This window comes from Pseudomonas trivialis (genome assembly GCF_001439805.1).
GTDB lineage: Bacteria > Pseudomonadota > Gammaproteobacteria > Pseudomonadales > Pseudomonadaceae > Aquipseudomonas > Aquipseudomonas trivialis.
Genome location: NZ_JYLK01000001.1, coordinates 239,051 through 263,503, shown reverse-complemented (window position 1 = coordinate 263,503; position 24,453 = coordinate 239,051). Strand labels below are relative to the sequence as shown.

The following is a 24,453-nucleotide window of genomic DNA, read 5'->3' as shown; positions in this document are numbered from 1 at the left end:
GCAAGCCCCCCCACATTTGATCCGGTTTCTTCAGTTATTCAGTCATTACAGGACAACCGATGCTATTCAACCAAGCCTCACGCCTGGCCAGGATCACCAGCCCCCTCGGGCCGGATGTGCTGCTGCTCAATGAAATGGGCGGCGGTGAAGAGCTGGGAAGGCTGTTCAACTATGAGCTGCAACTGACGTCACTGGACGCCAACATCGACCTCAACCAGTTGCTCGGCAAACCGATGAGCGTGGGCGTGCAACTGGCGGACGGCGGTGAGCGGCACTTCCACGGCATCGTCGCGCGCTGCAGCCAGAACATCGACCAAGGCCAGTTCGCCAGTTACCAGGTGACGTTGCGTCCATGGTTCTGGCTGCTGAGCCGAACCTCGGACTGCCGGATTTTCCAGAACCTGAGCATCCCGCAGATCATCAAGCAGGTGTTTCGCGACCTGGGTTTTTCCGACTTCGAAGACGCCCTGAGCCGGCCGTACCGCGAGTGGGAATACTGCGTGCAGTACCGCGAGACCAGCTTTGATTTCGTCAGCCGCCTGATGGAACAGGAAGGGATCTACTATTTCTTCCGCCATGAACAGGACCGCCACGTGCTGGTGCTGGCCGACGCCTATGGCGCCCACACCACGGTGCCCGGCTACGCATCGATTCCGTACTACCCCAAAGACGAGCAGCAGCGCGAGCGCGACCACATGCACAACTGGCACCTCGCCCAGGAAGTGCAGCCGGGCTCGCTGGAGCTTAACGACTACGACTTCCAGCGCCCCAGCGCCAGCATCGACGTGCGTTCGGCCATGCCGCGCCCGCACGCCGCCGGCGACTACCCGTTGTACGACTACCCCGGCACTTACGTGCAAAGCGCCGATGGCGAACACTATGCGCGCACCCGCATCGAGGCGCTGCAAACCCTGCACGAGCAGATTGAGTTCGCCGGCAATGCCCGTGGCCTGGGCTCAGGCCATCTGTTCAGCCTCACTGGCTTCAGCCGCCAGGACCAGAACCGCGAATACCTGATCGTCGGCTGCCGCTATTACATCACCCAGGAACGCCTGGAAAGCGGCGGCGGCTCGGGTTCGGCGCAATTCGAAAGCAGCCTGACCTGCATCGACGCCCAGCAGAGCTTCCGCCCGCTGGCCAACACCCATCGACCCATCGTCAAAGGCCCGCAGACGGCGCTGGTGGTCGGCCCCAAGGGCGAGGAAATCTGGACCGACCAGTACGGCCGCGTGAAGGTGCACTTTTACTGGGACCGTCACGACCAGTCCAACGAGAACAGCTCGTGCTGGATTCGGGTGTCGCAGTCCTGGGCCGGCAAGAACTGGGGCTCGATGCAGATTCCACGCATCGGCCAGGAAGTGATCGTGAGCTTTCTGGAAGGTGACCCGGACCGCCCGATCATCACCGGGCGGGTGTACAACGCCGAGCAGACGGTGCCTTACAAACTGCCCGAAAATGCCACGCAAAGCGGTATGAAAAGCCGCTCCAGCAAGGGTGGCTCACCCGCCAACTTCAACGAAATACGCATGGAGGACAAAAAAGGAGCCGAACAACTCTATATCCACGCAGAGCGTAATCAGGATATCGCCGTAGAAAATGACGAAGGTCATTGGGTTGGCCACGACCGCAATAGCACTGTGGATCACAACGAGACGATCAGGATCGGCAATGACCGCCTGCGTGCGGTGTTGGCCAATGATGCTTTGCATGTTGGCGGAGCCAAGAGCGACAGCATCAACACCCAATACCTGATCGAGGCAGGCTCGCAAATTCGGTTGGTCTGTGGAAAAAGTGTGCTGGAGTTCAACGCCAGTGGCGAGATCAACATCTCGGGTACCGCGTTCAATATCTACGCCAGTGGTAACGGCAATATCGATACCGGCGGCCGACTGGACCTCAACGCGGGCAATGCCTGTGCCGTTGATAACAAGGGCAAAGGTATCAAAAGCGTTATTGATGCCGCAGTGAAAGCCTTCTTTCCCAAAAGCTGATAGCTCGGTGAATGGATCAACCACATCAGAAGTACCGCACCTCAACACTATTATTTTTACCCAGCGGCGGTAAGATCTGGAGCACGTTAATGGCGAGACAGCAGAAATGTGCGGCGCCGATGCTCAAGGCCTGATCGCTCAGGCAACGGCCAAGGCGATCAGTGAAGAAAGTGGAATTTTTCAGTCAGTAAAAAATGGCAATTGAATCCTGAAAACCGACAAATTCATGCAGGGCAATCATGAACAAAAAACAACTGAACGAAACAAGTAAATTCCTGAGCTTCGTCTTGCGTCATGAGCCTCAAACTATCGGATTACAACTCGATGCAGAAGGCTGGACAGATATTAACTCGCTGATAACCGGCGCAGCGAAAGAAGGCCGTGTACTGGATCGGGCGATCATTCAGTCTGTAGTAAATAACAGTGACAAAAAACGTTTTTCCCTCTCCGACGATGGCCTGCGTATTCGAGCCGTACAAGGGCATTCAGCACCCGACGTAAACCTCCAACACATAGAGAAAGAGCCGCCGGAATTCCTCTACCATGGCACCGCAACACGCTTTCTTGAGTCTATTCTTCAGCAAGGATTGATTGCAGGTTCACGCCACCATGTGCACCTGTCGCAAGAGACTCTAACAGCGATTGCTGTAGGACAGCGCTACGGCAAGCCGGTGGTTCTGAAGATTGAATCCCTGCGGATGTACCAACAGGGATTTAAATTTTTTCAAGCTGAAAACAGTGTTTGGTTAACTGAAGCGGTTCCCGTTGATTTCATTTCAAAACAAAATTAACTGTCAGACACTTCATCCGACAAAAATACATCCGCAGCCAGCACATGGAAAATAATATTTTCTGACAAAAACTGAATACTGAAATGCCTCAATTTCGGCGGTTCATGACTCGACACGGAGCGCCATACTTTCAAGTTATCTCTCAGCCATTCGGATTCTTTAAATTCTGTCAACTTCCCCGGCCGAAATTCACCTGGATTACCCTCAAACTCGAAAATAGCCCCCCCTCCAGGGAACGGCTCCCGAATAAAGCATCGCACCGATTTGAATACAACCTTCCGACTTACAGCCAGGGTGACCTCTTCGCCATCAACTACGATCTCTTTCTCATACTCAACATCCACTATGACGTCCGGGCCAACGGAGCGAAATGATACGCGTGACTCACCATAGCCTGGTAGCCACTCATAGGGATCCACTATTAGTGTTGGCTGACTTATTTTCATGGTCGTACCGATTTTAATTTTTCTGCGCCTGTCGGCGGTAATTTGTTATTTTTCAACTGATCTGCTGCCAAATCATTGAATGTGGTACCTGGATAAGCTTCAACACCTGTCTGATTTCGCCCATACCACTCACCTCGTGGGATACCTGCCTGCTCCAGTGCGGTCGACGTTCGCGTATTCAAAATAAGGCGAGTCCCATTCATATCTACATAATCAATGGGAAGCTGACTAGGCTTAATGGTCCCAGCCCTCAACGCACCGGCTAAGTCATCGACGGTCTTGACCGGCGTGCCAGCAAGTTCTGAGTATACCTTTTGCCCCTCTTCGCTAAAGGAACGATCAGACTTGATTTTATTTTGAGCAAAGTTTGCTTCTGTTAACGCTCCTCGCTCTGCATTAGCAAGGGTACCCGCACCTTTTACATCGGGCACCTTCACAGGACCCTCTTCCAAATTTTTGGGCAACGGCGTCTGAGGTTCGGCTTTAAGCGCCGGCGCTGCTTTAGGTTTCGCAAGCTTGGCGCCCAATCCCAATAGCGCCATGCCCGCGACGCCTTGTAACAGATCTCGATAACCCGGGCCCAACCTGTCACCCAGATCACCCAGGATAGCCATGCCGCCCAAAACCAGACCACCGACAACAACAAACTCTGCAAGAACCGCCAAGCCAGCCATGCCTGCGAGAATCAGCGCGCCTCCCGCCGCAAGCATTCCGAGAGTTTCCAACCCTGTGTGCATCCAACCTTCGATATCGAGGACGAACGCTACCGATACCGTCGGGCCGCCAATAAACGTATCAGGACTGCCGCTCTTGACATGCGCGCCACAGACCATCTTGCTGTGAAGACGTGCTGCTGGCTTGCCGTTGATAAAGACCGTGGCACTGCCTTCGGCAATTAATACTGGAAATGGCCAAAGAGGGTGATTCATCGGCAATCCCGTACAGGACGCCGCAATGTCCTCCCCGGCTCTCATCGCATTGAGGCCATTTATATAGACATTCAAACTGCCCATCACCAGCTTGCCCGTCGTGGGTTCGGGCAAGTTGAAGATCGTACTCAGGCCTTTGACGATCTGAAACATCGACAGACCACCGGCAGCAATCGCGCCTGCCATGATCACCACCGCCAGCCCGCCGGTAGCAACGGTAGCGGCGATGACTGCGGCGCCAATCAAAGCGCCAGCAACAGCCCCGGCGAGCATTGCAGCGACGCCAAAGCCATGGGCTACTTCATCGCCTAGACGAGCTGCCGCTTGCGCATCCATCGCCTACCTCTCTCCTTGTGGCATGAGGACTGGGTAAAAAGCTCTACGGTCCAGCGTCACAATAAGGCGAGTCAAAAGCAGGGACAAGCATCCTGATTAGGCCCCTGCAGCTTTCGCGGTCATTCGCATCATCAGATAGTGGCGGGGACGAAGTCGCGACCACCCAGTTTGTCCCGAACCACCCGCGCAGTACGCATCAACGGAGCCCCCAGACCGTTCTGGCTATTCCACACAGCGCCCGCCCAACGAGTATCGATGACAAGGGCCGTCTTGTTGCTTTCCAACTGTTTCTGAAGGGCCAATGCCACGGCGCCTGTACAGTCGATCAGGTCGCAGAAAAAACATTGCAGCGCTTTGTGGTACTTAGCCAAGGGTCATCTTATTGACGTCGTATCGGAAAATCATATTGCTGTACCCCGATTCGTGCCCGGCGGGATCATCAAAAGCTCATCCAACTCACGTTTTCGGCAGCGGATAACAAACGGTAACGCGAGGTTCGGGTCACGACTAAACAAGTCAAATGTCGCCCGATCAACTTCATAGTATTCCTCGTAGTCCGCCATACCATTACTGACCGGTATGGATACGTAAAAGCGACCGGAGTCCTGCTCGATACCCAAGGAAAACATGTGCTCGCGACTTACAAAAACATCCTGAAATTTCATGATTGTCTCTAAGGCCCTAATGGTGTCCACGTAAAGTCCGCAGGTGAAATACTGCCCGCATCGATAACGGCCTCGCTACTGCCCGTAGGCAATTTACCGCCTGGAATCCAAAGATCATTTGCCCCCGCCTCGTTTCCTGAGGGGATACGCAGGTTCAAGTCTTTGGGAGCAGGGATGTCGATACGGACCAGACTGTGGTTGTCCAGCGTATTCTCAGGAAGCCCGAGCGCTTGCTCCAAGGCTCTCGGATCACCCTTGGCATTTGCCACCAATTGATCGGCCTCGTGCTTGGGCATGATGAAAGAGGTGCCATCTTTTTGCGCAATCCCGTACTTGTCGAGATTGGATTTCGTCATAAAACGCGACGCTCCTTTGTCGAACTGTGCCAAATGCTCACTGATGTACTTAGGCGATAGATAGTTATCCGCCGCCGGCCGGGAGCCCTTTGGCATCGCAAGAATGTCCGCCTCAGTCACGCCCAGTTTGTACTTAGGCGTCGCCAACCTTGCCATCCTGGGACTCAGCCCAAGCATCGCCATCCCAGCGACTCCCTGCAACAGATCCCGATAGCCTGGCCCAAGCCGGTCACCCAGATCGCCAAGGAGTGTCATCCCTCCCAAAACCGCCGCACCAACAACAACAAATTCAGCAAGTACCGCCAGGCCGACCATAGCCGCCGCAACCAATGCAACTCCGGCCGCCAACAACCCCACAAACTCCAACCCGGTATGCATCCACCCCTCGATATCCAACACAAAGGCTACCGAGACGGTTGGTCCACCGATAAAGGTATCAGGGCTGCCACTCTTGATATGGGCACCGCATACCATTTTGCTGTGAAGGCGTGCCGCCGGCTTGCCATTGATAAACACGGTGGCGCTGCCTTCGGCGATCAAAACCGGAAAGGGCCACACAGGATGATTCATCGGCAGCCCACTGCAGGATGAGGCAATGTCTTCACCGGCGCGCATCGCATTGAGGCCGTTGATATAGACGTTGAAACTGCCCATCACCAGCTTGCCCGTCGTGGGCTCAGGCAGAGTGAAGAGGGTACTCAGGCCCTTGACGACCTGGAACATAGACAGCCCGCCCGCCGCAACGGAGCCGGCCATGATTGCCACTGCCAGTCCGCCCGTGGCAACTGTCGCTGCGATGACCGCAGCACCAATCAATGCACCTGCCACTGCGCCCGCCAGCATTGCAGCCACGCCAAATCCGTGGGCTATGTCATCACCCAAGCGGGCCGCTGCTTGCGCATCCATTGCGTCTATCTACTGTATTGGTTAAACCGATGCCGTGTGCGAATCAGGTGCCTGATACCAGGGGCCTGAGGCTGCTCATGGCGATTTTCCAAGCGGTCTCGTGATGAATCAGGTCACCCGGTGTGGTCGTCAATGTGGTGATCAGCACAGCCGGTTTTCGTTCGATGAACATCTGGCGCAACATCAGTTCGCGCCCTTCACGCTTCCAGGTGTAATCCAGCAGTGTGGCGGCATGTTCATGCAGTACCGTATCCCACCGCTGGACCAGCTTGAACTCAGGCAATTGCTGCTCTGCGCTCTTCACCTGCTTGTCGATGTAATCCGCAAAGATCGCGTCGCCTTGGGAGGCATCACGACTGATGACAAAACTGGCTTCCTTGGCGCCGCCAACGGCCGGCAGCTTGAAGATATTGATACTCTGGTCCTGCCAGGAATCAGGGATATCGAGGTCCGCTTCTTGAATTCTGTAGAGGGTCACAGTGATCGCTTACCATGGAGGTGGGTGAGGCGAGGAAGCGTAGATACTCAGGTAATGCACCACAATAATCAAGCCGAGGGAGATAGCGCTGAGTGGGCATTACTGCCTTAGCGCTGAGACCTCACACAAAAAATGGGCACCCGACCCAATCGGCGTGCCCATTTTTTTTCGTACCACCCCGCCTCCCTTCGAGGCAGTACTGCCCGTTACGGGTTAACACTGTCCTTCAACGACTTGCCCGGCTTGAACGCCACGGTGTTGCTCGCCTTGATTTTCACCGGCTCGCCGGTCTGCGGGTTTTTGCCGGTGCGGGCGCCGCGGTGGCGTTGCAGGAAGGTGCCGAAACCAACGAGGGTGACGCTGTCCTTGCGGTGCAGGGCGCCGGTGATTTCTTCGAGGACGGCGTTGAGCACGCGGTTGGCCTGTTCTTTGGTCAGGTCCGCTTTTTCAGCGATGGCGGCTGCGAGTTCTGGTTTACGCATGGATGAAGCCTCTTTGACGGTTTTTTGTTGTTATGTCCGTGCCACTCTCTGGCGGAACGGCGCCCAAAGCGCCGCAGGCTCTACTCTGCGGCAGACGGGAGTGAGGATGGCATGCCCACAGACGCCGCGCCAGCCTCGCGGCGACCTTTCTCTGGGCAAAAACGTGCTTATTCCGACAGAACGACAGGCATTTACGCCAGCAAAGGCGGGAGTTCCTTGTTGAGCGCCAGTTTTTCCATCACGGCGCTGCCGGTTAGCGCGTAACCCAGCAGGCGGCCACTGGCGTCGCGGCACAGGGCCTTGATGTTGGCGCCCTCGCCTTCGACGCTCCACACGCCTTCGGTGCCGCGTGGCGGTGGCGACACCACCAGTGGGCAAACCGGGGTTTTCACCGTAACCGGCATTGGCCCGTAGCTGACCGCCGTGGCATTGCCGGCCAGGGTTTGGGCCAGGGCGCGGGCGCAGGTCATGAGGGGCATCACGTACAGCAGGTTCAGGCCATCGACCTCGGCGCAGTCGCCCAGGGCGTAGATATTGGCATGGGAGGTCTTGAGGTGGCGGTCCACCATGATCCCTCGGTTGATCTGCAGGCCGGCGGCGGCGGCGAGGTCGACGCGCGGGCGCAGGCCAATGGCCGAGACCACCAGGTCGCACGGGATCACCTTGCCGTCCGACAAATGGGCCTCAAGACCATCCGCCGTGCGTTGCAGGCGATTGAGCACCGGGCCCAGGTGGAAACGCGCGCCCAGGCCTTCCAGGCCGGCCTGTACCGCTGCGGCCGCCGCCGGGTGCAGCAGGGTCGGCATGACGTGTTCGCACGGCGCCACCAGGTCGATTTCATAGCCGCCGAGGATCAGGTCGTTGGCGAACTCGCAACCGATCAGGCCTGCGCCGAGCACCAGCACGCGGCGTTTGCCCGCAGCGGCGGCGCGAAAGCGGGCGTAGTCTTCGAGGTCGTTGATCGGGAAAATCAGCTCAGCCGCATCGCCTTCGACTGGCACGCGTATGGTTTCGGCGCCCCAGGCCAGGATCAGGTCGCGGTAGGTCACCGCTTCCTCGCCGATCCACAGGCGCTTGTGGCCGGGGTCAATGCCGCTGATGCGGGTGTGGGTGCGCACTTCGGCCTTGAGTTGCTCGGCCATGGCGCCCGGTTCAGCCATGCTCAACCCATCGGCCTCCTTGTTCTTGCCAAAGCCGGTGGAGAGCATGGGCTTGGAGTAGGAGCGCCCGTCATCGGCGGTGATCAGCAGCAAAGGCGTGTCGCTGTCGAGCTTGCGAAACTCCCGGGCCACGTTGTAACCGGCCAGTCCTGTGCCGATGATCACGACAGGTGCGTTCATTCCTTTCTCCTTGTAATACGTTTCTCAAACTTCGAATCAGCCGATTTCGATCATCTCGAAATCCATTTTGCCCACGCCGCAGTCCGGGCACAGCCAGTCTTCCGGGACGTCCTGCCACAGGGTGCCCGGCGCGATTCCGTCATCCGGCCAGCCGTCCTTTTCGTCGTAGATCAGGCCGCAGACTACACATTGCCACTTCTTCATTACTTGCTTCCTCAGGGTCCAGGCATTTTGGCCGGCGGTCCTTATCTCGCATTGCCGCACGGCTCAGGGCGTTTTGTACTGACAGGGGCCGCCGGATGCAAGCACGTTCGGCGCAAACGGCCGGTTCGGCGCGGCAAAAGGTCGGGACGCCATGGTAAGCTCGGCGCCTCTTTTGCTGCCCATACTGACTCGCCGTGCCGCACTCAACCGCGCTTTCCGATGCTTGCCAATGGCTGCCCCAGAGCCTTCTGCGCCCGACACCCGCGCCCCTGATCCTCGATTGGCTGTTCGACGAAGGCTCGCTTACGCGGCGGCTGACGGGGTTGTCCAACGACGCGTTCAGCGTGACGCCGCTGGTCGAAGGCTGGCAAGCGCTGCGGGACGACGAATGCGCGGCGCTGGGCCTGCCGCCGGCCACGCTCGGCTGGGTGCGCGAGGTGTACCTGCGCGGCCACGGCCAGCCGTGGGTATTCGCCCGCAGCGTGGCGTCGCGCAGTGCGTTGCAGGGTGACGGCTTGCACATGGACGCGCTGGGCAGCCGCTCGCTGGGTGAGTTGTTGTTCTGCGACCACGCGTTTACCCGCCAGGCCATTGAAGTCTGCCATTACCCACGCCAGTGGCTGCCCGAGGCGAACCAGGCCGACGGGCTGTGGGCACGCCGCTCGCGCTTTGATCGCGGGGCATTGAGCGTGCTGGTGGCGGAAACTTTCCTGCCGGGCTTCTGGCAGGTGCTGCAAGATCATCCGGAGAGTTGCTGATGTATCAACGTGTGCTCAAGTCCCTGAATCGCCTGAACCCCAGGGCCTGGGATTTCATTCAATTAACGCGCATGGACAAGCCCATCGGCATCTACCTGCTGCTGTGGCCGACACTGTGGGCGCTGTGGATCGCCGGCAAGGGCTCGCCTTCGCTGCTCAATATCGTGATTTTCGTGCTGGGCGTGGTGCTCACCCGTGCGGGCGGCTGCGTGATCAACGACTGGGCCGACCGCAAGGTCGACGGCCACGTGAAACGCACCGAACAACGCCCGCTGGTCAGCGGCAGGATCACCTCGAAAGAGGCGCTGGTATTTTTTGCGCTGCTGATGGGCGTCAGTTTCCTGCTGGTGCTGCTGACCAATGCCAGCACCATCCTGCTGTCCCTCGGCGGCCTGGCGCTGGCGGCAAGCTATCCGTTCATGAAGCGCTACACCTATTACCCGCAGGTGGTGCTGGGCGCGGCCTTCTCCTGGGGCATGCCGATGGCGTTCACCGCCGAAACCGGCCACCTGCCGGCCACCGCGTGGCTGCTGTATATCGCCAACCTGCTGTGGACGGTGGGGTATGACACCTACTACGCGATGACCGACCGTGATGATGATTTGAAGATCGGGGTGAAATCCACGGCGATTCTGTTTGGCGATGCCGATCGGGTGATCATTCTCTCCCTGCAGGGCCTGTCGCTGGTGTGCCTGCTGCTGGCCGGCGCGCGGTTCGAACTGGGCGGCTGGTTCCAGTTGGGGCTGCTGGCAGCGGCGGGCTGTTTTGTGTGGGAGTTCTGGTACACGCGGGACAGGGACCGCATGAAATGCTTCAAGGCGTTTTTGCACAACCACTGGGCAGGGTTGGCGATTTTTGTGGGGATTGTGCTGGATTACGCGGCTCGCTGAGGTGTTTGCGGCGACAGTTCGGAGGCCATCGGGAGCAAGCCACCTTCCACATTTGAGTGCATTCACAGATCAAATGTGGGAGGGGGCTTGCTCCCGATGCGCTCACCAGCGGCGCAGTCTCAAGGCTTGATGACGTGCCAGACGCCGCCCTTGCCATCACCGGTCTTTTCCCCGGCCTTGGCGTCGCCCTTGAACGTGTACACCGGCTTGCCCTTGTAGGCCCACTGGCTGGTCTGATCATCACGGGTGATGACGGTCCAGTCGCCGGCCTTGGTATCAGTGGATTCCGCCTTCAGCGGCGGCCAGTTGATTGCGCACTGGTCCTTGCACGCTGACTTGCCATCGGCATCCTTGTCGAAGGTGTAGAGGGTCAGGCCCTTGTGGTCCACCAGCAAACCGTCTTTGGTCATTGCAGGCTCTGCTGCGGACGCCAGGCCAGGCAGTGCCAGCGCAGCCGATACCAGCAGGGCTTTCCAGGAAACAGTGCGGTACGTCATCGGAACCTTCCTCTTGTGGTTGTCAGGATTCGGACCCAAAGGGTAGTCCAGAGTGCCGTGAATTGCCCGGGCGGCGAAATTACTGTCACACGACTGCAATAATTCCGTTATCTAATGCGGCGCAAGACAGTTAAATGACAAGAGGATTTTCGAGCATGGTTGGCAGGAGCATTCTGATCGTCGACGACGAAGCGCCCATCCGCGAGATGATCGCCGTTGCGTTGGAAATGGCCGGCTACGACTGCCTGGAGGCGGAAAACTCCCAGCAGGCCCATGCCATTATTGTCGACCGCAAGCCGGACCTGATCCTGCTGGACTGGATGCTGCCCGGCACCTCCGGCATCGAACTGGCCCGCCGCCTCAAGCGTGACGAGCTGACCGGTGACATCCCGATCATCATGCTCACCGCCAAGGGCGAAGAGGACAACAAGATCCAGGGCCTGGAAGTAGGCGCGGATGACTACATCACCAAGCCGTTTTCCCCACGCGAGCTGGTCGCGCGCCTGAAGGCCGTACTGCGCCGCGCCGGGCCGACCGATGGTGAAGCGCCAATCGAAGTCGGCGGCCTTATCCTGGACCCGATCAGCCACCGTGTAACCATCGACGGCACACCGGCAGAGATGGGGCCCACCGAATACCGCTTGCTGCAGTTCTTCATGACGCACCAGGAACGCGCCTACACCCGTGGCCAGTTGCTGGACCAGGTGTGGGGCGGCAATGTGTACGTGGAGGAGCGCACCGTGGACGTGCATATCCGCCGCCTGCGCAAAGCCTTGGGCGATGCCTACGAGAATCTGGTACAAACCGTGCGCGGTACCGGCTATCGGTTTTCCACCAAGGGCTGAGCCCCGCCTCTGACTTAACCGCTGACAAGGACGCATGTTCAAGTGAATCAAAACTGGCATGGCACCCTGATCCGCCACATGCTGCTGCTGATCACCGCCTGCCTGCTGGTGGGCCTGGTCAGTGGCTATTACGGCTGGAGCCTGGCGGTCGGCATTGCCCTGTATCTGGGCTGGACCCTCAAGCAATTGCTGCGTCTGCACGAATGGCTGCGCCAGCACAAACCCGACGAAGCGCCCCCCGACGGCTACGGCCTGTGGGGCGAGGTGTTCGACAGCATCTACCACCTGCAACGCCGCGACCAGCGGGTACGCGGGCGCCTGCAGGCGGTGATCGACCGGGTGCAGGAGTCCACCGCCGCGCTCAAGGATGCGGTGATCATGCTCGACAGCGACGGCAACCTGGAATGGTGGAACCGCGCCGCCGAGACTCTGCTGGGCCTCAAGACCCCCCAGGACAGCGGCCAGCCGGTCACCAACCTGGTGCGCCACCCGCGCTTCAAGGAATACTTCGAGCAGGACAACTACGAAGAAGCCCTGGAAATCCCCTCGCCCACCAACGACCGGGTGCGCATCCAGCTGTACCTGACGCGTTACGGCAACAATGAGCACCTGATGCTGGTGCGCGATGTCACGCGCATTCACCAGATGGAACAGATGCGCAAGGACTTCGTCGCCAACGTTTCCCACGAATTGCGCACGCCGTTGACGGTGATCTGCGGCTACCTGGAGACGCTGCTGGACAACGTCGACGAGATCAACCCACGCTGGACCCGCGCCCTGCAACAGATGCAGCAGCAGGGTTCGCGCATGCAGACCCTGCTCAACGATTTGCTGTTGCTGGCCAAGCTGGAAGCCACTGATTACCCCTCGGACAATCATCCGGTGGTGGTGAAAAGCCTGTTGCACACCATCAAGAACGACGCCCAGGCCCTCTCCGGCGAGCGCGGGCAGCAGATCAGCCTGGAGGCCGATCCGTCGGTCCTGCTCAAGGGCAGCGAAGGCGAGTTGCGCAGTGCGTTTTCCAATCTGGTGTTCAACGCCGTGAAGTACACCCAGGACAAAGGCAACATCCGCATCCGCTGGTGGGCCGACGAACACGGCGCGCACCTGAGCGTGCAGGACTCCGGCATCGGTATCGACGCCAAACACCTGCCCCGCCTGACCGAGCGCTTCTACCGTGTCGACTCCAGCCGCAATTCCAGCACCGGCGGCACGGGCCTGGGCCTGGCCATCGTCAAGCATGTGCTGCTACGCCATCGCGCTCGCCTGGAAATCAGCAGCGTGCTGGGGCATGGCAGCACGTTCACCTGCCATTTTCCGCCAACGCAGGTGACGCGTTCACCCAGGGTCGACGACGACCTGTAATCCAAGAACACTGTAGATCCCTGTGGGAGGGGGCTTGCTCCCTCCCACATTGGAGTTGTATTGCGCTGGAGGCGCTATTCCAGAGCCCGCGCGCCAGCGGGTACTAGGCAAGCGCCCCGCCAGCCGCTACATTGGCCGCCTTGCGCCTGCCTTTCGGGGCCTGCCTGCCATCCCTTATTGAACACACGGAACCCGCAAAACCCCATCATGGACCCTTCCCCTGGTATCACCTTCGCCACACTCTTCGCCGATTTCGGCATGATTCTTTTTGCTCTGGTCCTGGTACTGCTCAACGGTTTCTTCGTTGCGGCGGAATTTGCCATGGTCAAGCTGCGCTCCACCCGGGTGGAGGCCATCGCCCACACCAACGGCTGGCGCGGGCAGATCCTGCGCACCGTACACAGCCAGCTCGACGCCTACCTGTCGGCCTGTCAGTTGGGCATCACCCTCGCCTCCCTCGGCCTCGGCTGGGTCGGTGAGCCGGCATTTGCGCACATCCTCGAGCCCTTGCTGGGTGCCGCAGGCGTCGAATCGCCGGAAGTGATCAAGGGTGTGTCGTTCTTTGCCGCCTTCTTTGTGATTTCCTACCTGCACATCGTGGTCGGCGAGCTGGCGCCCAAATCCTGGGCGATTCGCAAGCCCGAGCTGCTGTCGCTGTGGACGGCCGTGCCGCTCTACCTGTTCTACTGGGCGATGTACCCGGCGATCTACCTGCTCAACGCCAGCGCCAACGCGATCCTGCGTATCGCCGGCCAGGGCGAGCCTGGCCCGCACCATGAGCACCATTACAGCCGTGAAGAACTCAAGCTGATCCTGCATTCAAGCCGTGGCCAGGACCCAAGCGACCAGGGCATGCGCGTACTGGCCTCGGCCGTGGAGATGGGCGAGCTGGAAGTGGTCGACTGGGCCAACTCCCGGGAAGACCTGGTGACCCTGGACTTCAATGCCCCGCTCAAGGAAATCCTCGCGCTGTTTCGCCGGCACAAATTCAGTCGCTACCCGGTGTATGACGCCGAGCGCAATGAATTCGTCGGCCTGCTGCATATCAAGGACCTGTTGCTGGAGCTGGCGGCGCTCGATCACATCCCCGAGTCGTTCAACCTGGCCGAGCTGACCCGCCCGCTGGAGCGCGTGTCGCGGCACATGCCGTTGTCGCAGCTGCTGGAGCAATTCCGCAAGGGCGGCGCGCACTTCGCCCTGGTGGAAGAAGCCGACGGCAACATCATCGGCTACCTCACCATGGAAGACGTGCTGGAAGTGCTGGTGGGCGATATCCAGGACGAACACCGCAAGGCCGAGCGCGGCATCCTGGCCTACCAGCCGGGCAAACTGCTGGTGCGCGGCGACACCCCGCTGTTCAAGGTCGAACGCCTGCTGGGCGTGGACCTGGACCACATCGAAGCCGAAACCCTGGCCGGCCTGATCTACGACACCTTGAAACGGGTGCCGGAAGAAGAGGAAGTGCTGGAGGTGGAAGGCCTGCGGATCATCATCAAGAAGATGAAAGGGCCGAAGATCGTGCTGGCCAAGGTTGTGATGCTGGATTGAATCTTGTGTGGCGAGCGGGCTTGCCACAGAGAGGTGGTCGGCTGGAAATACTCATGCGCGGCGCTTGATGATGAGAGAGACCAAGCCCCTCCCACATTGGAAGATCAGGCACCCGGCACAAAATGCTTCTGCGCCGTGCCGCGCGCGATCAGGCGGGAGATGTAGTCGAGCTTCTGCGCGTCCTGGTCGATGAACCGAAAGGTCAGTTGCAGCCAGTCGCTGTCGGGCCTGGGTTCGAATGCGACGATGGCGTGCAGGTAGCCGTTGAGGCGCGCGACTTCGGCGTTGTCGCCCTGCTCAAGGTCGAGCACGGCGCTTTCCAGCACCTGGGGCAGCACCTCGCCGCGACGCACCACCAGCAGCGCCTCCTTGATGCTCAGGGCCTTGATCACGCATTGCTGGGTGCCGCTGGACAGACGCAACTGGCCCTGACCACGACCGCTGGCAGGCGAAGCGGCCGGGGCAGCCGGCGGTGGGGTGTTGAGCAGGCCTTTGCTCGGCGCCGCCACCGGGGCCGGCTTGATGGCTTCGGGCTTGCCGCCGGTGAGCGCGCTCAGGGAATCGTTGCCGAAGGCCGAGCTCATCCTGGTCGGTGCGCTGGCGATCAGCGCGTCGAGGCGGCCAACCTTGTGCAGCGCCTGGCGCACCTTGCTCAGCAACTGCTCGTTGGTAAACGGCTTGCTGACGTAGCCGGAAACACCGGCCTGGATCGCCTGCACCACGTTCTCCTTGTCACCACGGCTGGTCACCATCACGAAGGGCATGGCCTTCAGGTGTTCCTGTTCGCGGCACCAGGTCAGCAACTCCAGGCCGGACATCTCCGGCATTTCCCAGTCGCACAGCACCAGGTCGTAGGTTTCGCGCATCAGGATGGATTGCGCCTTTTTGCCGTTTACCGCGTCTTCAAGCTTGATCCCCGGGAAGTAATTGCGCAGGCACTTCTTCACCAGGTCGCGAATAAACGAGGCGTCATCCACCACCAATACACTGACTTTACTCATCGACCCTTCATCCTATAAAAACCTTGGCTGGCAGCACGCCTGACTGATGGCATTTTGCCAAAACTCTGCAATCACGTTCTGACTTTATTTTGTCTTTGGCGCAATAACATTCAACTGGCCCCAAACGAAAACGCCCGGCCAATGGCCGGGCGTTAATTTCACGGGCAACCTTACTTATCGTCAGGTTCGCCTGGAACATTAGGCATTTGATCGGCAGTGCCCTCAACTTCAGCCTTCATGCGCTTGAGGCCCATGTGCCGTACGTCGGTGCCGCGCACCAGGTAAATCACCAGTTCCGAGATATTGCGCGCGTGATCGCCGATGCGTTCCAGCGAACGCAGCACCCAGATTATATTCAGGACCCGCGAGATAGAGCGCGGGTCTTCCATCATATAGGTGGCCAGCTCGCGCAGGGCCGTCTTGTATTCTCGGTCGATGATCTTGTCGTACTGCGCCACCGACAACGCCAGATCAGCATCGAACCGGGCAAATGCGTCGAGGGCATCGCGCACCATGTTGCGCACCTGGTCGCCGATGTGGCGCACTTCCACATAACCGCGCGGCGCTTCGCCTTCTTCGCACAGCTGGATGGCCCGGCGCGCGATCTTGGTGGCTTCGTCGCCGATGCGCTCCAGGTCGATCACCGACTTGGAAATGCTGATGATCAGACGCAGGTCGGAGGCCGCCGGCTGGCGACGGGCGAGAATGCGCAGGCATTCCTCGTCGATGTTGCGTTCCATCTGGTTGATCTGGTCGTCGATCTCGCGCACTTGCTGGGCCAGGCCCGAGTCGGCCTCGATCAGCGCGGTGACCGCATCGTTGACTTGCTTCTCCACCAGCCCGCCCATCGCCAGGAGGTGGCTGCGCACTTCCTCAAGCTCGGCGTTGAACTGCGCGGAGATGTGATGGGTGAGGCCTTCTTTGCTAATCATGTTGGCGTCCTTGGAGCGTCCGGTAAGGTGCGGAGAACCGCAGCGTCAGTGCAATCGGAACCACAGCTTCCTAGCCGTAGCGACCGGTGATGTAGTCCTCGGTCTGCTTCTTCGCCGGATTGGTGAACAGGGTGTCGGTGTCGCCGAATTCCACCAGCTTGCCCATGTACATGAACGCGGTGTAGTCGGAAACCCGTGCCGCCTGCTGCATGTTGTGGGTCACGATGACGATGGTGAATTTGGATTTGAGTTCGTAGATCAGTTCTTCGACTTTCAACGTGGAGATCGGGTCGAGGGCCGAGCAGGGTTCGTCGAGCAGCAGCACTTCCGGCTCCACGGCGATGGTACGCGCGATCACCAGACGCTGCTGCTGGCCGCCGGACAAGCCGAGTGCCGATTCGTGCAGGCGGTCCTTGACCTCGTCCCACAGTGCCGCGCCCTTGAGCGCCCACTCAACGGCTTCGTCGAGCACGCGCTTCTTGTTGATGCCCTGAATGCGCAGGCCGTACACCACGTTTTCGTAGATGGTCTTGGGAAACGGATTGGGCTTCTGGAACACCATGCCGACGCGACGACGCAGCTCGGCCACGTCTTCGCCCTTGCGATAGATGTTGGTGCCGTAGAGGTTGATCGCGCCTTCCACGCGGCAACCGTCCACCAGGTCGTTCATGCGGTTGAAGGTGCGCAGCAATGTGGACTTGCCGCAGCCGGACGGGCCGATGAAGGCGGTCACGCGCTGCTTGGGGATGTTCATGCTGACGTCGAACAGCGCCTGCTTTTCACCGTAGTACAGGCTCAGGCCAGGCACTTCGATGGCCACGGTTTCCTGGGCCAGGCTCAGGCTCTGCTTGTCGCGACCCAGGGCAGACATGTTGATGCCATGGGATTGGGTTTCGTGTTGCATGGGATGCTCCCTGTGCTGTTGTGTGGGAGGGGGCTTGCCCCCTCCCACATTTATTCTGCATTCACTTATAAATCAGCTATCCAGCGCTTTGTACTTCTCGCGCAGGTGGTTACGGATCCACACCGCCGACAGGTTAAGCGTGGCGATCACCAGCACCAGCAACAGCGCAGTGGCGTACACCAGCGGGCGTGCCGCTTCGACGTTGGGGCTCTGGAAGCCGACGTCGTAGATATGGAAGCCCAGGTGCATGATCTTCTGGTCAAGGTGCAAGTACGGGTAGTTGCCGTCCACCGGCAGCGACGGCGCCAGTTTCACCACACCCACCAGCATCAGCGGCGCCACTTCGCCGGCCGCGCGGGCCACGGCGAGGATCATGCCGGTCATCATGGCCGGGCTGGCCATCGGCAGCACGATCTTCCACAGCGTTTCCGCCTTGGTTGCACCCAGCGCCAGGGAGCCTTCACGCACGGTGCGCGGAATGCGCGCCAGGCCTTCTTCGGTGGCCACGATCACCACCGGCACCGCCAGCAGCGCCAGGGTCAGCGAGGCCCACAGCAGGCCCGGCGTGCCGAAGGTCGGTGCCGGCAGGGCTTCGGCGAAGAACAGGCGGTCCACCGAACCACCCAGCACATACACGAAGAAGCCCAGGCCGAACACGCCATAGACGATGGCCGGGACGCCCGCCAGGTTGTTCACGGCGATGCGGATAACCCGCGTCAGGGTGTTCTGCTTGGCGTATTCGCGCAGGTACACCGCCGCCAGTACGCCGAACGGCGTCACGATCATCGCCATGATCAACGTCATCATCACGGTGCCGAAAATCGCCGGGAAGATCCCGCCCTCGGTATTGGCCTCCCGTGGGTCATCGCTCAGAAACTCCCACACCTTGCTGAAGTAGAAGCCGATCTTGGTCAGCGTGCTCATGGCGTTCGGCTGGTAGGCGTGCACCACCTTGCCGATGCCGATTTCAATTTCCTTGCCGTTGCCGTCGCGCGCCGTCAGCGCATCGCGGTTGAACTGCGCGTGCAGGTCGGCCAGACGCGCCTCGATATCCTGATAACGCGCGTTCAGCTCAGCGCGGTCAGCCTCCATGTCGGCCTGGGCGGCGGCGTCGAGCTTGCCTTCCAGTTCCAGTTTGCGCCCGTGCAGGCGGATGCGTTCGAGACCGGCGTTGATCGCGCCAATGTCGGACTTCTCCAGGGTTTTGAGCTGGGCGGCCAGCGCGTTCACGCGGTCGACGCGGGCCTGCAGCTCCGGCCACGCAGCCTCGCCTTCGGCGATCACCTTGCCGTCCTGCTTGACGTTGACCAGGGTGCCGTAGAAATTGCCCCACTCACGGCGTTCGATGGTCATCAGGCTCTTCGGGGTGGTCTGGTCCTTCAACCATTCGCCGACGATCCAGGTGAAGTCATTGCCGTTGAGGTCGCGGTTGCCGACCTTGATCAGCTCGCGGGTCATGAACTCCGGGCCCGCATCGGGCACCGGCAGGCCCGCGCTTTTCAGGCGTTCGCGCGGTACTTCTTCCTTCTGCACCACTTCGCCGATGACGATATGGTTTTCCTGGCCCGGCACGTTGTAGTTGGCCTGGATCAGGTCGGCCGGCCAGAAGTGGCCCAGGCCACGCACCGCAATCACGGCCAGCAAACCCAGGGTCATGATGACCGCGATGGACACCGCGCCACCGCTGATCCAGACGCCGGGGGCGCCGCTCTTGAACCATCCGTTCAGGGAGTTCTGTTTCACAGACTTCTACCTTTCTTAAAGCGACGAGTATTTCTTGCGCAGACGCTGACGAATCAGCTCGGCGAGGGTGTTCATGATGAAGGTGAACAGCAGCAGCACCAGCGCCGAGAGGAACAGCACGCGGTAGTGACTGCCGCCCACTTCCGACTCGGGCATTTCCACCGCGACGTTGGCCGCCAGCGTGCGCAGGCCTTCGAACAGGTTCATCTCCATCACCGGGGTGTTGCCGGTGGCCATCAGCACGATCATGGTCTCGCCCACGGCGCGGCCCATGCCGATCATCAGCGCCGAGAAAATCCCCGGGCTGGCGGTCAGGATCACCACGCGGGTCATGGTCTGCCACGGCGTGGCGCCCAGCGCCAGCGAGCCCAGAGTCAGGCCGCGCGGCACGCTGAACACGGCGTCTTCGGCGATGGAATAGATGTTCGGGATCACCGCAAAACCCATCGCCAGGCCCACCACCAGCGCGTTGCGCTGGTCGTAGGTAATGCCCAGGTCGTGGGAGATCCACATGCGCATGTCGCCGCCAAAGAACCAGGTTTCCAGGTACGGGCTCATGTACAGCGACAGCCAGCCCACAAACAGGATCACCGGGATCAGGATCGCGCTTTCCCAGCCATCGGGAACCCGCAGGCGGATCGACTCAGGCAGGCGGCTGAACACGAAACCGGCCACCAGGATGCCAATCGGCAGCAGCATCAGCAGGCTGAAAATCCCCGGCAGATGCCCCTCCACATACGGCGCGAGGAACAGACCGGCGAAGAAGCCGAGGATCACCGTTGGCATGGCTTCCATCAGCTCGATCACCGGCTTGACCTTGCGGCGCAGGCTCGGCGCCATGAAGTAGGCGGTGTAGATCGCCGCAGCCACCGCCAGCGGTGCAGCCAGCAGCATGGCGTAGAACGCCGCCTTCAAGGTGCCGAAGGTCAACGGTGCGAGGCTCATCTTGGGTTCGAAATCGGTGTTGGCGGCGGTCGATTGCCAGACGTATTTGGGCTCGTCGTAGTTCTCGTACCAGACCTTGCTCCACAGCGCGCTCCATGAAACTTCGGGGTGCGGGTTGTCGAGCAGCAACGGCTGCAGCTTGCCACCGGCCTCGACGATCACCCGGTTGGCCCGCGGCGACAGGCCGTACACGCCCAGGCCGTCGACTACCGGGTCGACCAGCAGAGTGCGGTGCGCGGTGCTGTGGAACACGCCGAACTGGCCGGACGCATCCAGTGCGGTGAAGCCCTTGCGACGCTCTTCGGCGCTGATTTCCACAATGGGCGAGGTGCCCATCTGGAAGGTGCGGATCTGCTTCAGACGCTGCTCGCCATCCGGGTCGCGGGCCATGAACCACTGGGCCAGGCCACCCTTTGAGTTGCCGACGATCAGCGAGATACCGCCCACCAACTGGGTGCTGGCAGTGATTTCGGCGTTGCCGTCTTCGAGCAATTTATAGCGACCGTTGAGGTTCTTGTCGCGCAGGCTGAACACATCGGCCAGGGCGCGACCGTTGATCACGTACAGCCATTGCTGGCGCGGGTCGATGAAGATTGCCTTTACCGGCTCGGTCATCTGCGGCAACTCGATGCGCTGCTGCTCGCTGGTGACTTCGCCGGTCATCATGTTTTCTTCGCGGCTCAGGGACAGCACGTTCAGGAAAGAGCCGGCGGAACCGGCCAGCACCAGCGTAGAGTCGGTGGCGGTGAGCGCCACGTGCTCCAGCGGGCGACCGGCGTCATCCAATACGATGGGCGTTTCGCCGTACGGGTATTCGATGGCAGGGCTGATGGTTTTCTTGCCGTCCGGGTAAGACACCTTATAGGTGTGGCGGAACACCAGAGACTGACCGTTGGACAGACCGAGCACCACCAGCGGGCTGCCGGGCTGGTCTTCACCGATGGACGCCACGCTGGCACCGGCCGGCAGCGGCAGGTCGACACGCTTGAGTTCTGCGCCGGTGGTGATGTCAAAGAACAGCGCCTGGCCCTTGTCGGAAACCCGCATGGCCACCTGGTTCTGTTCCTCAAGGGAGATCATCAGCGGCTTGCCCGCGTCCTGGATCCAGGCCGGGGTGAGTGCGTCTTCCCTGGTCAGCGAAGCGCCCTGGAACAGCGGTGCCACTACATAGGCAAGAAAGAAGAAAATCAGAGTGATGGCGCCGAGGACAGCGAGGCCACCGACCAGCACGTACCAGCGGGTCAGGCGGTCCTTGAGCGCGCGGATGCGGCGCTTGCGTTGCAGCTCAGGCGTATTGAAATCAATGCGCTTGGGGGGGGAAGTCGTCGTCATGGTGGAATTGGCCAGATCATTCATGCGCACACCCTAGCGGTCCTGTATGACAGAAAGATGACAATGCGGTGACGCAGGAAATCCGCCGCGCAGCGGGGCTGGCAGCGGATAAAAGGATTTTGGGTGCAGGCCGCTCCCACAGAGAAGCGTGCAGCTGCACCCGGTCTTACGGGCTTAGTTGCCTTCTTTCAGACCCAGGTCAGCCAGGGCCTTGGCGGCCACTTTGGCTGGCAGTGGGATGTAGCCGTCTTTCACGACAACTTCCTGGCCCTGCTTCGACAGTACAAGCTTCACGAACTCGGCTTCCAGCGGTGCCAGTGGCTTGTTCGGGGCTTTGTTGACGTAAACGTAGAGGAAACGCGACAGCGGGTACTTGCCGTTCAGGGCGTTTTCTTCGGTGTCTTCGATGAAGTCCGTGCTGCCTTTCTTGGCCAGGGCCACGGTTTTCACGCTGGCGGTCTTGTAGCCGATGCCCGAGTAACCGATGCCGTTGAGCGAAGAGCTGATCGACTGCACAACCGAAGCCGAGCCCGGCTGTTCGTTGACGTTAGGCTTGTAGTCGCCTTTGCACAGGGCTTCTTCCTTGAAGTAGCCGTAAGTGCCGGATACCGAGTTACGACCGAACAGCTGCACCGGCTTGTTGGCCAGGTCGCCAGTCACACCCAGGTCGCCCCAGGTTTTCACGTCGGCTTTGGCACCGCACAGGCGAGTCGAGGAGAAGATCGCGTCGACCTGCTCCATGGTCAGGTGCTGGATCGGGTTGTCCTTGTGCACGAACACAGCCAGGGCATCCACGGCCACCGGGATAGCGGTTGGCTTGTAACCGTACTTCTGCTCGAAGGCGGCCAGCTCGGTGTCCTTCATCTTGCGGCTCATCGGGCCCAGGTTGGAGGTGCCTTCAGTCAGCGCAGGTGGCGCGGTGGCGGAGCCGGCAGCTTGAATCTGGATGTTGACGTTCGGGTATTCCTTCTTGTAACCCTCGGCCCACAGGGTCATCAGGTTAGCCAGGGTATCGGAACCGACGCTGGACAGGTTGCCCGACACACCAGTGGTCTTAACATAAGCCGGGATTGCCGGGTCAACACCAGCGGCCACCGCGTTGGCGGTCGCAACGCCAGCAGCGACAAAAGTCATTGCCGCCATCAAACGCTTCAGTTTCATGCCTTGCTCCTAGCAGATAGGGATAGTTGGATCGGGGCCAAGTATCGAGAGGCCGTGTGAACACTCTATGTCGAGAATATGACAGTTAGATGAAAGGCCACTATCGCTGGCAAGGGGACTTGAGCGTCCCAGAGGGGTGTCCCACGCAGAGCGTGGGAACAAATCAATCAGCGTCCTCGCTTCCACAGGTACCCGCCCACCAGCGTCCCCATCACACACAGCGCGGCAACATAGTAGGCAGGGCCCATCGGGCTTTCCTTCATCAGCAACGACACCGCCAGCGGCGTCAGCCCGCCGAAGATGGCGTAGGCCACGTTGTAGGAAAACGACAACCCGCTGAAACGCACCACGGGCGGGAAGGCTTTGACCATGACGTAAGGCACCACGCCGATCACACCGACAAACAGGCCGGTCAGGGTGTACAGCGGGAAGAGCCAGTTCGGGTGCTCGATGAGGCTGTGGTACAGCGTCCACGACGTCGCCAGCAGCAGCAGGCAACCGCTGACCAGCACGCGCCCGGCACCGAAGCGGTCGGCCAGTGCGCCGGAAGCGATGCAACCCAGGCTCAGGGTCACGATGGCCAGGCTGTTGGCCTGCAGCGCAACTGTCGGGCTGAAGTGGTAGACGGTTTGCAGCACGGTCGGGGTCATCAGGATAACCACCACGACGCCGGCCGACAGCAACCAGGTCAGCAGCATCGACAGCACGATGGCGCCCCGGTGGTCGCGCAATACCGCGCGTAATGGCAGCTCGGCAGCCAAGGCCTTGCGTTGCTGCATCTCGGCGAAGATCGGCGTTTCATGCAGCCAGCGACGCAGGTACACCGACAGCAGGCCGAACACCCCGCCCAGCAGGAACGGGATGCGCCAGGCGTAATCCGAGACCTGCTCGGGGCTATAAAGCGTGTTGATGGCGGTGGCCACCAGCGAACCCAACAGGATGCCGGCGGTGAGGCCGCTGGTCAGGGTGCCGCAGGCGTAGCCGATGTGGCGCGGCGGAACGTGTTCGGAGACGAACACCCAGGCGCCGGGCACTTCGCCGCCAATGGCCGCGCCCTGGATGACGCGCATCAACAGCAATAACAGCGGCGCCCACAGGCCGATCTGCGCGTAGGTCGGCAGCAGGCCCATGATCAGAGTCGGCACGGCCATCATGAAGATGCTCAGGGTAAACATCTTCTTGCGGCCCAGCAGGTCACCGAAGTGCGCCATGATGATGCCGCCCAGCGGGCGTGCCAGATAGCCGGCAGCGAAGATGCCGAAGGTCTGCATCATGCGCAGCCATTCGGGCATGTCGACAGGGAAGAACAGTTTTCCGACCACGGTGGCGAAAAACACGAAGATGATGAAGTCGTAGAACTCCAGCGCCCCGCCCAAGGCAGACAGCGACAGGGTTTTGTAGTCGTTGCGGGTCAGCGGGCGCGAGGGTGGCGCACTGCTTGCGGGCACGGAGGACATGGCAAGGCTTCTCTTATAGTAGTCAGCGTAGTGAGAACGGCACGCCGTGACGGGCGGCGGCTTGGCAAGATAGCAAATCGCTTGTAAAAGCACAGCGCCAGGAGAACAGTTGCCCGCAAAAGCCGCCGTACAGCGCCTGATTAGCGACCAA

General features: G+C 60.3%; 24 protein-coding genes. 7 read left to right on the top strand and 17 right to left on the bottom strand.

Going from position 1 to position 24,453, the window contains the following annotated elements:
• Window positions 1–59 precede the first annotated feature (59 nt).
• Entirely contained in the window at window positions 60–1,991 is a 1,932-nt protein-coding gene (locus TU79_RS01170; RefSeq protein ID WP_057006329.1) for a type VI secretion system Vgr family protein, read from the top strand.
• Between the two features lie 239 nt (window positions 1,992–2,230).
• Window positions 2,231–2,782, top strand: a complete 552-nt coding sequence (locus TU79_RS01165) for an RNA 2'-phosphotransferase (protein ID WP_057006328.1) — start codon at window positions 2,231–2,233, stop codon at window positions 2,780–2,782.
• On the opposite strand, the gene TU79_RS25925 is transcribed toward TU79_RS01165, so the two are convergent.
• From TU79_RS25925 to TU79_RS01120, 9 genes are all read right to left on the bottom strand, one after another.
• Entirely contained in the window at window positions 2,779–3,228 is a 450-nt protein-coding gene (locus TU79_RS25925; RefSeq protein WP_139136744.1) for a hypothetical protein, read from the bottom strand. The genes TU79_RS01165 and TU79_RS25925 overlap by 4 nt on opposite strands.
• Entirely contained in the window at window positions 3,225–4,493 is a 1,269-nt protein-coding gene (locus tag TU79_RS26705; RefSeq protein WP_269457978.1) for a PAAR domain-containing protein, read from the bottom strand. The genes TU79_RS25925 and TU79_RS26705 overlap by 4 nt, the downstream gene beginning before the upstream one ends.
• 131 nt (window positions 4,494–4,624) lie before the next feature.
• A complete protein-coding gene (locus tag TU79_RS01150; protein WP_331716187.1) occupies window positions 4,625–4,864 on the bottom strand; it encodes a hypothetical protein in 240 nt (79 codons plus the stop codon).
• Between the two features lie 30 nt (window positions 4,865–4,894).
• Complete coding sequence (locus tag TU79_RS01145) at window positions 4,895–5,158, bottom strand: hypothetical protein (RefSeq protein WP_057006326.1); 264 nt, start codon at window positions 5,156–5,158, stop codon at window positions 4,895–4,897.
• A gap of 8 nt (window positions 5,159–5,166) precedes the next feature.
• The gene (locus TU79_RS01140; RefSeq protein WP_057006325.1) at window positions 5,167–6,420 is read right to left on the bottom strand and encodes a PAAR domain-containing protein; all 1,254 of its coding nucleotides are present in this window, start codon (window positions 6,418–6,420) and stop codon (window positions 5,167–5,169) included.
• A gap of 43 nt (window positions 6,421–6,463) precedes the next feature.
• Window positions 6,464–6,898, bottom strand: coding sequence for a DUF1795 domain-containing protein (locus tag TU79_RS01135; protein WP_057006324.1), 435 nt, complete (start codon window positions 6,896–6,898; stop codon window positions 6,464–6,466).
• Between the two features lie 206 nt (window positions 6,899–7,104).
• Window positions 7,105–7,380: an HU family DNA-binding protein gene (locus tag TU79_RS01130; protein WP_003213368.1), complete on the bottom strand. Its 276-nt coding sequence runs from the start codon at window positions 7,378–7,380 to the stop codon at window positions 7,105–7,107.
• A 191-nt stretch (window positions 7,381–7,571) separates the two neighbouring features.
• Window positions 7,572–8,720, bottom strand: coding sequence for an NAD(P)/FAD-dependent oxidoreductase (locus TU79_RS01125; protein WP_057006323.1), 1,149 nt, complete (start codon window positions 8,718–8,720; stop codon window positions 7,572–7,574).
• Between the two features lie 36 nt (window positions 8,721–8,756).
• Entirely contained in the window at window positions 8,757–8,924 is a 168-nt protein-coding gene (locus TU79_RS01120) for a rubredoxin (RefSeq protein ID WP_003213373.1), read from the bottom strand.
• Between the two features lie 194 nt (window positions 8,925–9,118).
• Here TU79_RS01120 and TU79_RS01115 point away from each other — a divergent pair, with 194 nt between their 5' ends.
• Window positions 9,119–9,682 carry a chorismate--pyruvate lyase family protein gene (locus TU79_RS01115; protein ID WP_057006322.1) on the top strand — a complete coding sequence of 188 codons (564 nt, stop codon included), beginning with the start codon at window positions 9,119–9,121 and terminating at the stop codon, window positions 9,680–9,682.
• Window positions 9,682–10,572 carry a 4-hydroxybenzoate octaprenyltransferase gene (ubiA, locus tag TU79_RS01110; RefSeq protein WP_057006321.1) on the top strand — a complete coding sequence of 297 codons (891 nt, stop codon included), beginning with the start codon at window positions 9,682–9,684 and terminating at the stop codon, window positions 10,570–10,572. The genes TU79_RS01115 and ubiA overlap by 1 nt, the downstream gene beginning before the upstream one ends.
• A gap of 119 nt (window positions 10,573–10,691) precedes the next feature.
• On the opposite strand, the gene TU79_RS01105 is transcribed toward ubiA, so the two are convergent.
• The gene (locus TU79_RS01105; RefSeq protein WP_057006320.1) at window positions 10,692–11,069 is read right to left on the bottom strand and encodes a COG4315 family predicted lipoprotein; all 378 of its coding nucleotides are present in this window, start codon (window positions 11,067–11,069) and stop codon (window positions 10,692–10,694) included.
• A 155-nt stretch (window positions 11,070–11,224) separates the two neighbouring features.
• Here TU79_RS01105 and phoB point away from each other — a divergent pair, with 155 nt between their 5' ends.
• The 3 genes from phoB to TU79_RS01090 all read left to right on the top strand — a co-directional run bounded on the left by phoB (window position 11,225) and on the right by TU79_RS01090 (window position 14,827).
• A complete protein-coding gene (gene phoB / locus TU79_RS01100; protein WP_003231714.1) occupies window positions 11,225–11,914 on the top strand; it encodes a phosphate regulon transcriptional regulator PhoB in 690 nt (229 codons plus the stop codon).
• Between the two features lie 78 nt (window positions 11,915–11,992).
• Window positions 11,993–13,279 (top strand): phosphate regulon sensor histidine kinase PhoR, encoded by a 1,287-nt coding sequence (gene phoR / locus TU79_RS01095; protein ID WP_231986906.1) that lies wholly within the window; start codon window positions 11,993–11,995, stop codon window positions 13,277–13,279.
• A gap of 207 nt (window positions 13,280–13,486) precedes the next feature.
• Window positions 13,487–14,827, top strand: a complete 1,341-nt coding sequence (locus TU79_RS01090) for a hemolysin family protein (RefSeq protein WP_057006318.1) — start codon at window positions 13,487–13,489, stop codon at window positions 14,825–14,827.
• Between the two features lie 104 nt (window positions 14,828–14,931).
• Here TU79_RS01090 and TU79_RS01085 read toward each other — a convergent pair whose 3' ends face one another.
• The 7 genes from TU79_RS01085 to TU79_RS01055 all read right to left on the bottom strand — a co-directional run bounded on the left by TU79_RS01085 (window position 14,932) and on the right by TU79_RS01055 (window position 24,302).
• Window positions 14,932–15,828 carry a response regulator gene (locus TU79_RS01085; protein ID WP_057006317.1) on the bottom strand — a complete coding sequence of 299 codons (897 nt, stop codon included), beginning with the start codon at window positions 15,826–15,828 and terminating at the stop codon, window positions 14,932–14,934.
• Between the two features lie 170 nt (window positions 15,829–15,998).
• Complete coding sequence (phoU, locus tag TU79_RS01080; protein ID WP_057006316.1) at window positions 15,999–16,760, bottom strand: phosphate signaling complex protein PhoU; 762 nt, start codon at window positions 16,758–16,760, stop codon at window positions 15,999–16,001.
• A 70-nt stretch (window positions 16,761–16,830) separates the two neighbouring features.
• Window positions 16,831–17,664 carry a phosphate ABC transporter ATP-binding protein PstB gene (pstB, locus tag TU79_RS01075; protein ID WP_003231719.1) on the bottom strand — a complete coding sequence of 278 codons (834 nt, stop codon included), beginning with the start codon at window positions 17,662–17,664 and terminating at the stop codon, window positions 16,831–16,833.
• A gap of 72 nt (window positions 17,665–17,736) precedes the next feature.
• Window positions 17,737–19,407 (bottom strand): phosphate ABC transporter permease PstA, encoded by a 1,671-nt coding sequence (gene pstA / locus TU79_RS01070; RefSeq protein WP_057006315.1) that lies wholly within the window; start codon window positions 19,405–19,407, stop codon window positions 17,737–17,739.
• A 15-nt stretch (window positions 19,408–19,422) separates the two neighbouring features.
• On the bottom strand, window positions 19,423–21,456 hold the full coding sequence (locus TU79_RS01065; protein WP_173670280.1) for an ABC transporter permease subunit: 2,034 nt from the start codon (window positions 21,454–21,456) through the stop codon (window positions 19,423–19,425).
• Between the two features lie 402 nt (window positions 21,457–21,858).
• Window positions 21,859–22,845 (bottom strand): phosphate ABC transporter substrate-binding protein PstS, encoded by a 987-nt coding sequence (locus tag TU79_RS01060; RefSeq protein WP_015886581.1) that lies wholly within the window; start codon window positions 22,843–22,845, stop codon window positions 21,859–21,861.
• A 167-nt stretch (window positions 22,846–23,012) separates the two neighbouring features.
• Window positions 23,013–24,302 (bottom strand): MFS transporter, encoded by a 1,290-nt coding sequence (locus TU79_RS01055; protein ID WP_057006313.1) that lies wholly within the window; start codon window positions 24,300–24,302, stop codon window positions 23,013–23,015.
• Window positions 24,303–24,453: the final 151 nt, after the last annotated feature.

Coding starts and splice junctions, on each gene's coding strand:
- ubiA (WP_057006321.1), top strand. CDS start 9,682: ATGTATCAACGTGTGCTCAAGTCCCTGAATCGCCTGAACCCCAGGGCC.
- TU79_RS01165 (WP_057006328.1), top strand. CDS start 2,231: ATGAACAAAAAACAACTGAACGAAACAAGTAAATTCCTGAGCTTCGTC.
- TU79_RS01105 (WP_057006320.1), bottom strand. CDS start 11,069: ATGACGTACCGCACTGTTTCCTGGAAAGCCCTGCTGGTATCGGCTGCG.
- TU79_RS01145 (WP_057006326.1), bottom strand. CDS start 5,158: ATGAAATTTCAGGATGTTTTTGTAAGTCGCGAGCACATGTTTTCCTTG.
- phoR (WP_231986906.1), top strand. CDS start 11,993: ATGCTGCTGCTGATCACCGCCTGCCTGCTGGTGGGCCTGGTCAGTGGC.
- TU79_RS01140 (WP_057006325.1), bottom strand. CDS start 6,420: ATGGATGCGCAAGCAGCGGCCCGCTTGGGTGATGACATAGCCCACGGA.
- TU79_RS01125 (WP_057006323.1), bottom strand. CDS start 8,720: ATGAACGCACCTGTCGTGATCATCGGCACAGGACTGGCCGGTTACAAC.
- TU79_RS26705 (WP_269457978.1), bottom strand. CDS start 4,493: ATGGATGCGCAAGCGGCAGCTCGTCTAGGCGATGAAGTAGCCCATGGC.
- TU79_RS01170 (WP_057006329.1), top strand. CDS start 60: ATGCTATTCAACCAAGCCTCACGCCTGGCCAGGATCACCAGCCCCCTC.
- TU79_RS01055 (WP_057006313.1), bottom strand. CDS start 24,302: ATGTCCTCCGTGCCCGCAAGCAGTGCGCCACCCTCGCGCCCGCTGACC.
- TU79_RS01085 (WP_057006317.1), bottom strand. CDS start 15,828: ATGAGTAAAGTCAGTGTATTGGTGGTGGATGACGCCTCGTTTATTCGC.
- pstB (WP_003231719.1), bottom strand. CDS start 17,664: ATGCAACACGAAACCCAATCCCATGGCATCAACATGTCTGCCCTGGGT.
- TU79_RS01130 (WP_003213368.1), bottom strand. CDS start 7,380: ATGCGTAAACCAGAACTCGCAGCCGCCATCGCTGAAAAAGCGGACCTG.
- phoB (WP_003231714.1), top strand. CDS start 11,225: ATGGTTGGCAGGAGCATTCTGATCGTCGACGACGAAGCGCCCATCCGC.
- TU79_RS01090 (WP_057006318.1), top strand. CDS start 13,487: ATGGACCCTTCCCCTGGTATCACCTTCGCCACACTCTTCGCCGATTTC.
- TU79_RS01060 (WP_015886581.1), bottom strand. CDS start 22,845: ATGAAACTGAAGCGTTTGATGGCGGCAATGACTTTTGTCGCTGCTGGC.
- TU79_RS25925 (WP_139136744.1), bottom strand. CDS start 3,228: ATGAAAATAAGTCAGCCAACACTAATAGTGGATCCCTATGAGTGGCTA.
- TU79_RS01120 (WP_003213373.1), bottom strand. CDS start 8,924: ATGAAGAAGTGGCAATGTGTAGTCTGCGGCCTGATCTACGACGAAAAG.
- phoU (WP_057006316.1), bottom strand. CDS start 16,760: ATGATTAGCAAAGAAGGCCTCACCCATCACATCTCCGCGCAGTTCAAC.